We start from the raw sequence: 14,207 nt of genomic DNA on the forward strand, positions 1-14,207 counted from the left end.
CAAAAAGAATGAAATTTGTTGGACTTGTAGGATCAAACTACGATCAATCATATAACCGTAAACTCTTGGAATTCATCCGTCGTCACTTCAAACTCAAATTTGAATTAGAAGTTCTTGAAATTGACGAAGTTCCAATGTTTAACCAAGACGAAAAATGGGACGAAAGTTTCCAATTACGTTATTTATATAACAAAATTACTCGTGCTGATGGTGTTATCATCGCTACTCCTGAGCACAACCACACAATCTCAGCTTCCCTAAAATCTGTTCTTGAATGGCTTTCATATGAAGTTCATCCATTTGAAAACAAACCAGTCATGATTGTGGGTGCTTCTTACTATGACCAAGGTACTTCACGTGCCCAAGTTCACCTCCGTAAGATTCTTGACGCTCCAGGTGTCAATGCTTACACTCTTCCAGGAAATGAATTCCTTCTCGGTAAAGCTAAAGAAGCTTTTGATGTTAATGGGAATATCACAAATGAAGGAACTGTTAATTTCCTTGAAACATGCTTGGACAACTTTGTAAAATATGTGGGAGTCGTTTCAAAATTGAAAAAACCAAAACCAATTGAGCCAGAAGATTTATATTGTACAAATTCAATTGCAACTACCATCCAAGGTGTTGATCCAGATGATCCAGAATGGGTAGAAAAAGCTGCTGAGCTTGTTGGAGCAGTTTCTGGAGATACTTACGTTAAATTAGACCACGGTATCTTGACAGTTAACCAAATTGATATGTTCTTGAAAGCAATGCCATTTGAATTGACATTTGCAGATGATAACAATCAATTCTTGTACTTTAATAACGCTCACCAAGACCCAGATACAATGTTTGGTAAACGTGTCCGTGCTCAATCAGGAAATAGATTAGGGACAGTACACGGTACATTGCCAGATTCTAGAATGAAAAACGTTGAATGGGTTGTCGGCGTATTGCGTAACGGGGATCAAGAATATGTCCGTACAATTGTGCCAGGAACACCTGAAGGTGTTATTAATACCCATAATTACCAAGCAATGTACTACCCAGATGGTTCATATGCTGGAATTAATGAAATTATCTTTAATTTCCAACCATGGCTTGACTGGTACCTCAATACAACTGGTCAACGTTTAGTCGGTGGAAATGCTGCAGCTCCTGCTGGCGTACATGGTCACGGCGATGCAGATGCTACATCTGGAGCTTCTGATTCAGGTGATACCGGTGGTCACGGTGGTGGCGCAGACGCTACATCTGGCGCAAGTAACTAATCATTTTAGGAACCATCTTGGTTCCTTTTTTAGCAAAAAAAAGACTAGCAGTTTTTGTCTGCTAGTCTTTTACTTATTATTTCATCTATCTTTGTTAAAAGAAAGAACACTTATTATGAGTTTGGATCATCGAGACTACGACCATGTAAACCTTTTTCACGTTGGACTTGGCGTAGTTTTTCTGGTGTAACATCGTTTCCTTCTTCGTCCACAATTTTGATTCCCTCAATGTGGTGACGAACAGAGCGACGATAACCTTCGATGTACTCCTCACGTAGTTTGGCTTGTTCTACTTTTTCTTCTGGGGTCAAACCTTCTGTTTTTTTCTTTCTGGCAAGCTCGTTAATACGATCAATTTTTTTCTGATCCATTTCTTCTCCTTTGTGATAAGATAAAGTCCGTTTATCAAATTTTATTTAGTGTTAATTTGGTTAAATCGTGCAAGTTTAGCTGCTTTTTGAGTTAAATGAGACAAGATAGCCAAACGATTTTGACGGACAGCCTGATCTTCGGCCATAACCATAGTATTTTCAAAGAAGGCATCAATAACTGGACTAAGCGCAAAGAGCTGTTTCAATTGCTGACTGGCAGTCCCTGACAAAACGAGTGATTCTACTGCTTCCGCCAAAGCTTTTTCTTGGTCATTTTCAAAAAGTGCTGAATCAACTGTAGCAACTCCTTCTGCCTTCTCAGCCAAGTTAAAGGCACGAGAAAGTGATTCGACAGATGGTTTGAAGTCTTCTTCCTTGCTTGCTTCTACGAGAGCACTTGCTGCTTCCAACATATCCGCCACAACAAAGTTTGATCCTGCAAGAACGGCTTCCTTTATATCTTTTGGAGTAGAACCCATCATCTTATCAACACGAGCCTTGATAAAATCCATAACCTCTGTCTTATTTTCATAAGTCAAGCTGTCAAATTTCAAAGCATAAAGGCTATCAATCAACTCATCCATAGCAATGTGCCAACCAAAGGCATCCAAGATACGAACCACACCTTGAGTCGCGCGACGAAGAGCATACGGGTCATTAGAACCTGATGGAATCAAACCTACTGAGAAGAAACTCAAAATCGTATCCAATTTGTCTGCAATAGCAAGCACTGCGCCGACCTTACTCTCTGGAAGTTCTCCTTCAGCTGATGTAGGCATGTAGTGTTCACGAATAGCAGCTGCCACCGCTGGAGTTTCCCCAGCAAGAAGGGCATATTTCTCACCCATAATACCTTGGAGCTCGTCAAATTCGCCAACCATACCTGTCAACAAGTCAAACTTGTAAATAGCAGCTGCACGAGCTAGGTCAACTGTTTCATCAGCTGATAAACCTGCTTTTTCTGCCAAAAGTACAGCGATTTGACCCGTACGAATCATATGTTCACGAAGGGAACCAATTTTCTCATGGAAGGTGACATTGTTTAATTTTTCAACAAGGTCAGAAATCTCCAATTTTTGGTCTTCACGCCAGAAGAATTCACCGTCTTCTAAGCGAGCTACTAAGACTTTTTCATTTCCTTTAATGACATTTTCCAAATGCTCTGCGTTTCCGTTACGAACAGAAATAAAGTTTGGCAAGAGGTTACCGTCTTGATCACGAACAACAAAGTAACGTTGGTGTTCTTTCATTGAAGTCACCAAAACTTCTTCTGGAACTTCAAGGTATTTGGCATCAAAACTTCCCATAAAGGCAGTTGGGTATTCAACCAAGTTCAAGACTTCGTTCAGCAAATCAGCATCAATTTCGATACGTACACCATGTTCAGCTTCAATTGCCTTAATTTGGTCAACAATCATTTGCTCACGTTCACGTGGATCTGCGATTACAAACTGTGCACGAAGGTCTTCTTCATAGCTCAATGCTGACTGAATTTTGGTTTCTTTCCCCAAGAAACGATGACCACGGCTCACACGACCTCCCTTGATATCAAGGAAATCCAAATCAAACTCTTCTTCATCTAAAAGAACAGTTAAAGTGTGAACAGGACGAATGTATTCAAAGCTATTTCCAGCCCAGTGCATGCTGACAGGGAAAGTCAATGACTTCAAGACATCTACAACACCAGGAACAATTGCTTCAACTGCTTGACCCACTTCTTCCTTAGTGACATAGACATATTCTTCACCCTTGATTTCACGGAATTCGATATCTTCAACAGTCAAACCTTTGCCACGAACAAATCCTTGGGCTGCTTTAGTGAAGTTTCCATCACTATCCAAGGCAATTTTCTTTGCTGGACCCTTGAAATCTTCTGTCAAATCAGACTGTTTATCTGCAAGACCAGTTACACGAAAAGCCAAACGACGTGGTGTTGAGAAGGTCTGAATAGCTTCAAAAGACAGGCGGTTCTCCTTGAGGAAGGCTGCCATTTTTTCGCCTAGTTGTTTTTCACTTGGTGTGACAACATAGGCTGGTAATTCTTCAAGACCGAGTTCTACTAATAAGTTTTTTGTCATGTTTTTTCCTTTACATTTTCTTCAATCTTTTTTGATATGCACCTTAGGTACTGGGGACGTCGCTAACTAACTTTGTGAGTCTGTATGGAAATCTAATACTAAATTAATCAAGATTTCCAACAGTCTCATCAAAGTGGATTTAGCTGACTGATTTTTGAACCTAATACTCAATGAAAATCAAAGAGCAAACTAGGAAGCTAGCCGTAGGCTGTACTTGAGTACGGCAAGGTTAAGCTGACGTGGTTTGAATTTGATTTTCGAAGAGTATAAGGTTTCAAAAATCCCCACATAAAAGTACGGCGGTGCATATCCCTCTAGCAAGTCTTCGACTTGCCTCTAACGATTTTAGAGCACAGTATTACTCACTATTCTGCGTCTTCTGCTAAGAGTTTAGCTCGTGTTTCTTCATCTAAAAGTGGGTAGCCTAGGCGTTTGCGCTCTGCCACAAAGGTTTTGGCTACGACACGGGCTAGGTTACGAATACGAGCGATATAGCCTGCGCGCTCTGTTACAGATACGGCACCACGCGCATCAAGTAGGTTAAAGGTGTGTGAACATTTGAGAACATAGTCATAGGCAGGGTGTACCAAGCCTTCTTCCAAAGCACGACCAGCCTCTTTTTCAAACTTATCAAAGTTTTCAAGCAACATCTCTTGGTCCGAAATTTCAAATGAATATTTTGAGTGCTCGTACTCAGGCTGGATGAAGATTTCTCCGTATTTTACACCATCAGCCCATTCGATATCATAGACAGAATCCACTTCCTGAATATAAGAAGCCAAGCGCTCCAAACCATAGGTAACTTCCGCAGTCACAGGGCCAGTTGCCAATCCACCTACTTGTTGGAAGTAAGTAAACTGAGTAATTTCCATACCGTCAAGCCAAACTTCCCAACCAAGACCAGCTGAACCAGTTGATGGATTTTCCCAGTTATCCTCAACGAAACGAATATCGTGTTCCAAAGGATTGATACCCAATTTTTCCAAAGACTCAAGGTAAAGCTCTTGGATATTTGATGGAGAAGGCTTCATAACCACTTGAAATTGATGGTGTTGGTAAAGACGGTTAGGGTTTTCCCCGTAACGACCGTCTGCAGGACGACGTGATGGCTCTACATAAGCCGCATTCCATGGCTCAGGTCCGATAGCACGAAGGAAAGTGTAAGGACTCATTGTCCCCGCACCTTTTTCATTATCATAAGCCTGCATAAGCATACAACCTTGGTCATTCCAAAATTGTTGCAAAGTAAGGATGATTTCCTGGAAAGTCAATTTTTTAGACATTGTTTACTCCTTTTATTTATATTATCTTTTTAAATTTATTTATCAAGCAACCAAGAAAAAGCTGGGTCCTGAAAAATATGACGTTTGGGAACAGTTTGTAAATTCTGATCGCATTCATCTATTGTTCCTAATTTCAAAGCACAAACTTCTGGTATATTTTCTTGAGTAGTGAAAATTTGACTGTGACAGTTCTGGCAGTAATAACGTTGTTTACCTGGAGATGAACTAAAAGTAACCAAATTCTCTTTTCCATACAGTGCCAGATTTTTGCTGCTAACTTTGGCATTAACTGTGTAGGCAGACGCAGTTGCTTTCCGACAAAATGAGCAATGGCAAAAAACTATTTCCGACAATTCTTCATCTAGAGTGTAGGTGACTGCTTTACATAAACAAGATCCTTTAAGCATTATGCTCCTTTCTACTTAGGCATTAGACGAATTCAAAAAGAACCGAATTTCAACACCCAAGCCTTACGACTAGGGGCGTCAGAAACGCGGTTCCACCCTAATTTATTACTTCATTGTTTTTAAAAATACTACAGAAAGCGCCAGTTCTTTATTTTGCCCTACTTGGCTCCCACTATCCCAAGCTCGCTTGAAGAACGCCATAAGACTTTCTTTCCTGCTGACTATTATATCAGAATTGCAACATACTGTAAATCAAAAACTATAGAAAGATGTATTGTATTCTCTACTCACTTTTTGAAAAAGTTGCAAGTCCAATAACTGACAATAAGAGAGAAATTCCTGAAATACTTAGAATAATAGAAATCATGTTATTCTCACCAGTGGCTGGTAATTGTTTTCCTTCTTTGTTGACTGTAGCTAAAAGCACTTGTTGACCACTTCCAGCTAGTGTTTTATTCTCATGCTTAGCTTCTATATTGGAATGATGTATTACAATTGATGTAGCTTTCTCAATTTTATCATTTCTAATTGAAGACTTAATAGTTGAGACTTGTCTATTGTGACTTACTAATTTAACAGGTTGCACTTGAGAAACTGGTTTGGTTGGAATAACTGGACTAAGCGTTACAACTGGTTTAGCTGGAGTAACTGGCTTAACCGTTACAACTGGTTTAGTTGGACTAACTGGCTTAATCATTACAACTGGTTTAGTTGGAATAACTGGTTTAATCGTTACAACTGGTTTAGTTGGAATAACTGGCTTGATCGTTACAACTGGTTTAGCTGGAGTAACTGGTTTAACTGGTACAACTGCTTTAGTTGGATCAACAGGCTTAACTGGTACAACTGCTTTAGTTGGATCAACAGGCTTAACTGGTGCAACTGGTTTGGTTGAAATCTCTACTTTATTAGCCTTAAGTTTTACAGCCGTCTCTTTTAGAGCATTGATTACTGCATTAATTTCTTCTTGACTAGCTTCTGCATTTTCCAAAAGTAGCTTAGCTTTGTTGAAAATAAGATTATATGCATCTTTCTCCTCTTTGCTAGCTGTCAAAAATCTTGGATCTTTGTCTTGGAACTTCACTTCATCCACGATAACATTTTTTAAGCTCATGAAATCTGTTTCTTTCCCATTCAGCTGGTCTTGTGCTTGTAAGAAAGTGGTCAATAGACGGTCGATTTCATCTTGAGTTATCAAATCTTTTGTAATTAATAATGCCAAGAGTTTAAATTCACGATCATATTGACCTTTGCGTTCTTGATCAGAATTTATATATTTACCTTTTTTAACTGTCTCAGCATATGCTTTAATGGCATTCTTCAATGATGTGATATCAGATTCCTTACCATCCAATGTTTGCATAGCAGACTCTAAAGCCTTAACAATTTGGTCAATTTTATCTTGGTTAAGTTTACTTCCCAATGCTAGTTGCGCATCTTTGACACTTTGATCAAAAATCTCTTTTAACTTCTGTTTTGTATTATAATATCTCGGAGTTTTAACTACTTCCATTTGTTTATTTAAAGCTGCAATCAAAGCTAACTTAGAAACGACTGAAAGTGACAAAACATTATTTTTACCAAACAGGACTTTAAATGGTTGAAGATTATCAAGTAATTCATAACCGTTTGATAGATTTACAAGAACTTTATATTCACCAGTAACTACTTTCTTACCATAAGAATGTTTACCATATGTTTCAGCTGGCAAGACTTGACTCTGACCGTCTTCACCTACTAAAGTAATCGTTGTAGTTCCAGGAACAGCTTGATTAAAGCCAATCGTTACTGGAGCATATTTCATTTTGTTAGCCAAGAAGGTAATAGTTTGAAAACTGTTTTCTTTCGTTAAATCAAATTCCTTAGATAGAGCACTCACAAATTTTAACTCTGTACGGTCATAGCTAAAAATTTCTGCAACATAATGCCCAAATTTCAAGAAATTAATATCTTTTGACTTGTCAACAGTTACATATTGACCTTCGCTATTTTTAATGCGATAAACATAAGTTGTATCAATCTCATCCTTGGTTTTATTGTTTAGTATAGCAATTTTTACACGGCCACTATTTTCTTCACCTACAAGATCTTTGAGAGATATAAAATCTACATTTCCCGCAAAGTCTTCTACATAATAGAAGATTTTCGATTTATCAACGTTCTTAGGAAGTGTATAACTACCATCTTCATTTTGTTTGATAATTTGATACTGTTCGATTTCTGAATCTGTCGCTTCTCTATTTTCAGAAGGACGAATATAAAAGACTTTTTCTAGAAGAATTCCGCCATTTCCTACATCCTGAGGTTTACGAGCTATAAATTGTTCTTGATCTTTTTGAGAACGAATATATCCCGAAGTAATCAGAGGTTTTTGTGTATCGATTTGAATTTTAAATATTGTGTATTGTTCCTCAGCTCCAGGGACATCTGGCTTATAACTAATAACATAGTCATAAATTCCATCAGAGACTCGATTTCCATTAGAATCCTGTCCTCCCCAAGCTGTTTTATCTACAATGTAACTTCTTGGATTTCTAGTATCGCCATCAAAATAATTTTTTACAAGGTCTGTTGGACGACTTTGCCAAATAGGCTGACTGTGTGTTGTATCCGAAGAATCATAAACCGTCGCACGAAGATTTACCAAATTTCTATAGACAAGAGTTTTAAATTTAACAGAATCTTTATTACCATCCTCATTTGGCGAGATAGCAAGGCGGATGTTCCCCTTTTCATCTAATTGTAGATGGTATTTTCCTTCAGCATCTTGTTTCACTCCGAGTACAGTCACTCGACTTCCTTGACGCTCTGCTTTTAAAACATTTACATCATTTTCAGAACTTGTTAAATAAGTTGCATCGTCTGAAGGTGAAATTCCTGGATTATCTTTATCAATTTCAGAGTAAAATCCACTGTTTCCTTCCTTAATCAATTGATAAATTGGTTTTTCAATTGCAGGTAGATTTTGGAATTCTCCCTTAAATCCCATAAATGGTAAACCAATAACAGAACCATCATCTGCAGGATTAACAAATCTAACAAATCCTTCTAGAAAATAACCATTTGGCATTATTTTGCTAAGTTCTTCAGTAAACTTACTTGTATCTACACTAACTGTTACTGTCTTCGTACTATGAGCTTTCACAGTTACTTCAGGCCAGACTGTTTCAGTTAGTTTTCGTGGACGGAGAGTGAATTTCCCTTCTTCAACTTCATCAGTATTTGTATTTACAATCATCTTCAATGTTCGGTCTTTATCCGAAATATTATGAATTGTAACTTCAAAGGTAAATTTATCACCAACATTGCCAAGAGTAACACTTGGATAGTTATTTGCACCTGTTACAAATAAATCTGTGCTTGTTGCCGCCATCGTGTCAACTACGCCAGCACCTTGCTGACGTGGAGAAGTATAGGCTCCAGTTTGTTTATTAAAATGTGGTTTTGCAGTAGACATAATTAAAGCTTTTACAATCTCTGAAATTTGACTAGCTGATAATTCAGGATGTTTTTTCGCTAAATATTCTTTGACTAATGCTGCGACACCAGCTACATGAGGAGCCGCCATACTTGTTCCACTGATACTTCCATAGCTATTATCGTTAAATGATGAATAGATATTTCCACCAGGTGCAGTAACATCTGGTTTCAATTGTCCATCTGTTGTAACTCCCCAACTTGAAAAATCTGACAATTGGTCTGCAACATCTGATTTACGATTATCCATCTTGTGATTAAAGACAATTTTATACTGACCAGACTTAAGAATTTCACCATAATGTTTTGAAATAAAGACAGATGGGATTTTCTTAGCATCACCTGTAACAGACATACTAACATTTGCACCTTCAACGTTGTTATAAATTAAAACTCCAGCTGCACCGTGTTTAAGAGCATTTTTAATCTTATCAGAAAAATTAATTTTACCACGTTGAATCAGTGCTAACTTGCCTCTTACATCAATATTAGCAAAATCTTCTTCACGACCAATACCCGCTGCTACATATTCGTATTCTTTCCCGTTTTCAAAATCTTTTTCTGTTTCAGGTCTATTAAAATCAAACTTACCATAATCAAGGGTAGCGTCATTTTCTAAACCTTTTACTTCAAAGACTTCAGTAGTTAGAATTTTATTATTAATAGAAGCAACAGAAATTGAATCTTCCACTGTAGAGGGATTTCCGACAAGACCATAATCAGGATTTGCTGCCAATGGTTGTGAAAAACCTCTACCGAAAGTATTACTATTACCTGCAGCGATAACAACAGATACTCCTTTAGCGCGTGCTCTTTTTACTGCATCAATGATATCTGAACCAGCATCTACCGTTGAACCCGCACCTGCACCCAAACTCATATTGATCACATCTGCACCTAATGCAACAGCATCATCAATAGCTTTTACATAAAGGGCAGAGGCTGTAGTTTTATCTCTGTCTGAAAAAACTCTCATAAACATAATTTGAGCTTCTGGCGCCACCCCGTAAACCTTCTCAGAATTCGGTGCTTTATTAACAGGATTTCCAGCTACAATTCCAGTAACGTGCATTCCATGAGACTCTTTTTCAGCCTCTTTTATATTATCAGTTCCATCAAAGTAATCATAAGCATATACTACTTTGTCACTGTACCATTTCCCATAGTCAATACCAGCAGCCTTTTTAGCTTTTTCGATATCATCCTGATTTTTAAATTTCGCCTTTGACGGATCAGAAATACGCAAAACCTCATGATTCAAATCAAGACCTGAATCTATAACAGCGACTACAGTTCCTTGTCCTTTATGTCCTGCTTCCCAGGTTTTAGGGACAGTAATAATTTCATTACTGGAGATACTGTTCGGCTTTTCTTTATGTCCACCTTGAGATAACGACTGTGATTGTATGCTTTCTGAAGAAGAATTACTTTTCACTGCTGATTCTTCCTTCTTCTCTTCACTTTTTATAGCAGTCGTTTCTTTCTGTGTGGTTAAATCCTTGTCTGACTTATTATCTCTATACTCGATAGAATCATCTTGTTTTAATGACTCTATCACTTCTGTTTTTTCTTTCGAAGAAGAATTTAGAGCATTCTTGTCAGCCGTGACTGGTGATGCAAGCTTATTTGAATCATCTAATTTATTAGTCGTTACAGTACGTGTAACTTGATTGGATGTTTCAAATTTTCCCTCATCGGCACTAACCTGTGCGAAAGCAAATCCGAAAGCAAAGACCGTTAGCAGAAAAATTGTTGCTATTTGGTACTTGTTATGACAAAAATCTTTGCAATCTCCCATAAAATCACTCCTTTTTATTTAAATTAAAAGTATTATATACCAAATTATCTGAAAATTCTATCAAAATATTATTTTGTAACAAAATTGTAATATTAACCAATCCTATCATGAGATTTAAACATAAAAAAATTTAGCCTCGATTAATACAAGACTAAATTTATTTATTGAAAAATTACTTACGATTTAATTAGTTATTCAGCAAAAGTCTTACTGATCACGGTCATAGAATAGTTCATGTGCTTTTAATCGTGAATTAAGCATTTCAGGAACTGTGACAAAGTGATATCCTTGCTCTTTTAGATAATCTATAATCTTTGGTAAAGCATTGACTGTTTCAGCATGGATATCATGCATTAAGATAATCGAACCATTACGAACTTGACGTTGAATCTCTGTCAAAATTGCTGCTTCATTCTTACTCTTCCAATCCAGACTATCCACATCCCACATAATAAAACTCAAATCAAGGCTATTTCGAATGTCGTCTGTAATGGCTCCATAAGGCGGACGCATAAGTTTGGAACTAGAACCCAACACTTTAGTTAGCGCATCCTCAGTATCAGTAATCTGTTTTTTAGCTTCGTCAAGTGAAAGTTTTGAAAGCACTGGATGACTCCAACTATGGTTTCCAATAACATGGCCATCCGATTTCATGCGTTTCAAAATCTCTTCATTTCCAGAAACATTCTTACCTAAAACAAAGAAAGTTGCCTTGATACCATACTTAGAAAGTGTATCTAATGCTTGATTTGTCGTTGCAGGATTTGGTCCATCATCAAAAGTTAGAGCTACCACTTTTTGGTTTTTCTTTTCATAATAAGCCTTATAAAGTTCGGCATCCTTGTCTAATAAATAAGAGGATTGTACTACATCAAAGAAACTAGATACTGGTAAGGCAATCTCATCTAGATTTTCAACTGACTGACTTGGATAAAGGATAATCTGACTATCCTTGTAATCAAAATTCCATGCAGACAAGTCTTGTTCAGAGAAGCCTTTAACAACTTGATCAATCTTTTCTTGGTCCAATTTCTTATCCTGTAAGAAAGAGGTGATTTCTTTTAACAACTGCTCTTTGGCTTTACTAGGATCTGAAAATAATTGATCAAGTGTAAAAGGTTTACCATCTTCTGTCAAATGGACTTTTGCCAGACTAGTTTTTTCAGTCTCTTCAACTTTTGACGAAGTTAAATCATAGACTTGTTTCATCACACTTCGGTTAACAATCCCTTTTAAAGTCGAATCCTGTTTCTCCGTATAATAAAAAACTAGATTTTCCTTGTCTTCCAGATTTTCCTTAATATCCTGTGTCATGATTTCTTTTACAGATGAAATCACTTGCTCCCCTTGGAGAGGATAATAGGCAATTACTTCGGCTTGTCCCTTACGAAAATGATCTTTCTGATTTCCCTCACTCAATTGATCATCTTTCTCTTTTTTGAGAGATTCAATCCTTTGTTCAAAACTTTGCTTTGTATATACTTTGTATCCAATCATTGAACCAAGGACACAAATACTTACTGAAAAGATAGCTACTAGGGCTATTAAACCGATTCTCTTTTTATCGTGCTCAACACGATTTGCTCTACTTTTATCCATAGAAATATCATATCAAATTCAGGCTATAATTTCAATGAGAAATAAGTACTATTACTCGTTTTGAACAAAAAAATAGGCTCCATAATATCTATAGGGGGATTTACCCACTACAAATATTATAGAGCCTTTTATTATGTTAGAAACGAATCGTCTCACGTGTTTTTTCGTATGAAGTGACAAAACGGTTGGTTACACCTGGTTCTGCAACTTCCAAAGCTTGCGAAATCTTATCAAATGAAGCATGATAATCAAATTCTTTTTCAAAAATTTCTAATGATTCATTAAAAGCTTCTTGAATTCGTTCATCAAATGAGCGGTAACGGTTCGAATACTGTAGCAACTGTTCTGTCAACGTTGCATATTGAACAATATTATAGGTTTCTTCTTCAAGTGCTTCCATATCATTGGTTGTAATTTCAAGCATACGGTTCACAGCTTCGATATTGACCTGAGCTTCTTCTAGTTCAGCCATCAACTCTTCAGTATGGTTACTTGCTGTAAAGAACAACTGTAAGAAATTCTGAGGAATACCTGGAAGATTGCGTTTTTCCATGTATCTCTTAATTGTGTGAAGACGATTAACATAAACATTTGCCTTTTGGCGAGCATTAATATCATCTTTTTCAATCTGAGCAAGACGTTGACTAACTGCAACTTGTTCATCTTCAATTTCTTTCAAAGTCGCTTGTAAGTTTTCCAAACGATCTTCAAGGAATGAATAAGGTTCAGAATGTTCCTCTTGTTCAGAAGTTAATTCCAATACAGATTCTTCTAAAGATTCTAACTCAGCTTGTAATCTATGAACATGACTAACATCCGTTTCAGATAGTAGGTAATTGTTACTCAATCGTTGAATATCTTCCACTAAAACAGCATTACTATCTTTCATGTGTTTCAAATATGTAGGAAGGGTTGCAACTAAGCCTTCTACTACTTTTTGAGCGGCGATTTCTCGTGTAAAGATATCATAGAGTGTATTGATTTCTTCTTGAACTTGAGTATTTTCATACTCAGCATTATCCAATTCTAATTGTGCAATATTTTCGTGGTTTTTCTTCAAAGCTTTATAAAGCAATTGGAAGCGAGATTCAATATCCGTTTCAGCGAAATGATAATTAGCATCTAAAAGTTTACGGTAACCGTCTTCCAAATCTTCCAATTGATCAGGTAGCTCTTTAGATAATGTTTTTACAATTGCTGGCAGGCGATCTACTATGTGACTCAAAGCCAAGATATGATTTTCAGCATTATCCAAAATCACAGCAGCTTCTACTGGGTCACCTGAAGTGTTCAAAGTAACAAACTGAGAAAACTCTGATTGGATATTTTCCAATTGTTTTTCGATTTCAGATAAACCTTGGCCATATTCTTCAGAATGATCAGCCACTCGGTGTTGCAACTCTTCAAACAAGTCCAAAGTATGAAGAACACGTCCACTATTTTTAGACTCTTGTTTCTCCAAATCTGCCAAAGCATTACGAATTGCCGCAATATCTTCTTCAATCAAGGTAATTTGACTCTCGATTTGGTCTATTTGATGACTGGCCTTGAAAAAACGGAATGAGTTGTTATAGCCTTCTGCCTCAAAAAGATTATTTTCGATATCCGCAAAAGAGTTAAGAGATAGGTCAACCCATTTTTGGTTCCACTCACGGAAAGTCACTTGACTTTGTCCAATCAAGTGCATATTTTTTACAGCTTCAACTTCATCGTTTACTGGAAGATTGTACAGCTCTTCTTTTTTCTCTTCTAAAATTGCTAATTTACTTTCATTGCGTTTTCGTACGTAGATTGCGATAGCATAGGCAATCACTAAGAAAACTGCAACAGCAATTGCAAGATAAATTACTAGTGTACCAGACATATTAAACTCCTTTTTTACTTGAAACAATCGTAATGATTATATCATATTTTTTAGACCAAGGGAACTAGTTCTCCCGA

At 37.0% G+C, this 14,207-nt stretch carries 8 protein-coding genes; 1 reads left to right on the forward strand and 7 read right to left on the reverse strand.

All coding sequences use genetic code 11. The annotated features are described in order from the left end of the window. The first annotated feature begins 8 nt into the window (after positions 1-8). Positions 9-1,253 (forward strand): NAD(P)H-dependent oxidoreductase, encoded by a 1,245-nt coding sequence (locus O3616_RS07350; RefSeq protein WP_371638511.1) that lies wholly within the window; start codon positions 9-11, stop codon positions 1,251-1,253. 113 nt (positions 1,254-1,366) lie between these two features. Here the strand turns inward: O3616_RS07350 and O3616_RS07355 are convergent, their stop codons facing one another. The 7 genes from O3616_RS07355 to ezrA form a co-directional block, all read right to left on the reverse strand. Next, complete coding sequence (locus O3616_RS07355) at positions 1,367-1,624, reverse strand: DUF896 family protein (RefSeq protein ID WP_371638513.1); 258 nt, start codon at positions 1,622-1,624, stop codon at positions 1,367-1,369. A gap of 41 nt (positions 1,625-1,665) precedes the next feature. After that, positions 1,666-3,702 (reverse strand): glycine--tRNA ligase subunit beta, encoded by a 2,037-nt coding sequence (glyS, locus tag O3616_RS07360; RefSeq protein WP_371638514.1) that lies wholly within the window; start codon positions 3,700-3,702, stop codon positions 1,666-1,668. 365 nt (positions 3,703-4,067) lie between these two features. Further along, entirely contained in the window at positions 4,068-4,985 is a 918-nt protein-coding gene (gene glyQ, locus O3616_RS07365) for a glycine--tRNA ligase subunit alpha (RefSeq protein WP_000038736.1), read from the reverse strand. Between the two features lie 35 nt (positions 4,986-5,020). Then, a complete protein-coding gene (locus O3616_RS07370; protein WP_004259961.1) occupies positions 5,021-5,392 on the reverse strand; it encodes a GFA family protein in 372 nt (123 codons plus the stop codon). Positions 5,393-5,675: 283 nt separating this feature from the next. Beyond that, a complete protein-coding gene (locus O3616_RS07375; protein WP_371638515.1) occupies positions 5,676-10,667 on the reverse strand; it encodes a S8 family serine peptidase in 4,992 nt (1,663 codons plus the stop codon). 207 nt (positions 10,668-10,874) lie between these two features. Next, positions 10,875-12,266, reverse strand: coding sequence for a peptidoglycan-N-acetylglucosamine deacetylase PgdA (gene pgdA, locus O3616_RS07380; RefSeq protein ID WP_070842710.1), 1,392 nt, complete (start codon positions 12,264-12,266; stop codon positions 10,875-10,877). A gap of 136 nt (positions 12,267-12,402) precedes the next feature. Beyond that, entirely contained in the window at positions 12,403-14,130 is a 1,728-nt protein-coding gene (gene ezrA, locus O3616_RS07385) for a septation ring formation regulator EzrA (RefSeq protein ID WP_371638516.1), read from the reverse strand. Positions 14,131-14,207: the final 77 nt, after the last annotated feature.

Origin of the sequence: Streptococcus sp. 27098_8_86 (assembly GCF_041432595.1) — a bacterium.
GTDB classification, from domain to species: Bacteria; Bacillota; Bacilli; order Lactobacillales; family Streptococcaceae; genus Streptococcus; species Streptococcus pneumoniae_F.

What these genes read in the sequence shown, in the direction of transcription:
- O3616_RS07350 (WP_371638511.1), top strand. Translation starts at nt 9, where the DNA reads ATGAAATTTGTTGGACTTGTAGGATCAAACTACGATCAATCATATAAC.
- O3616_RS07355 (WP_371638513.1), bottom strand. Translation starts at nt 1,624, where the DNA reads ATGGATCAGAAAAAAATTGATCGTATTAACGAGCTTGCCAGAAAGAAA.
- glyS (WP_371638514.1), bottom strand. Translation starts at nt 3,702, where the DNA reads ATGACAAAAAACTTATTAGTAGAACTCGGTCTTGAAGAATTACCAGCC.
- glyQ (WP_000038736.1), bottom strand. Translation starts at nt 4,985, where the DNA reads ATGTCTAAAAAATTGACTTTCCAGGAAATCATCCTTACTTTGCAACAA.
- O3616_RS07370 (WP_004259961.1), bottom strand. Translation starts at nt 5,392, where the DNA reads ATGCTTAAAGGATCTTGTTTATGTAAAGCAGTCACCTACACTCTAGAT.
- O3616_RS07375 (WP_371638515.1), bottom strand. Translation starts at nt 10,667, where the DNA reads ATGGGAGATTGCAAAGATTTTTGTCATAACAAGTACCAAATAGCAACA.
- pgdA (WP_070842710.1), bottom strand. Translation starts at nt 12,266, where the DNA reads ATGGATAAAAGTAGAGCAAATCGTGTTGAGCACGATAAAAAGAGAATC.
- ezrA (WP_371638516.1), bottom strand. Translation starts at nt 14,130, where the DNA reads ATGTCTGGTACACTAGTAATTTATCTTGCAATTGCTGTTGCAGTTTTC.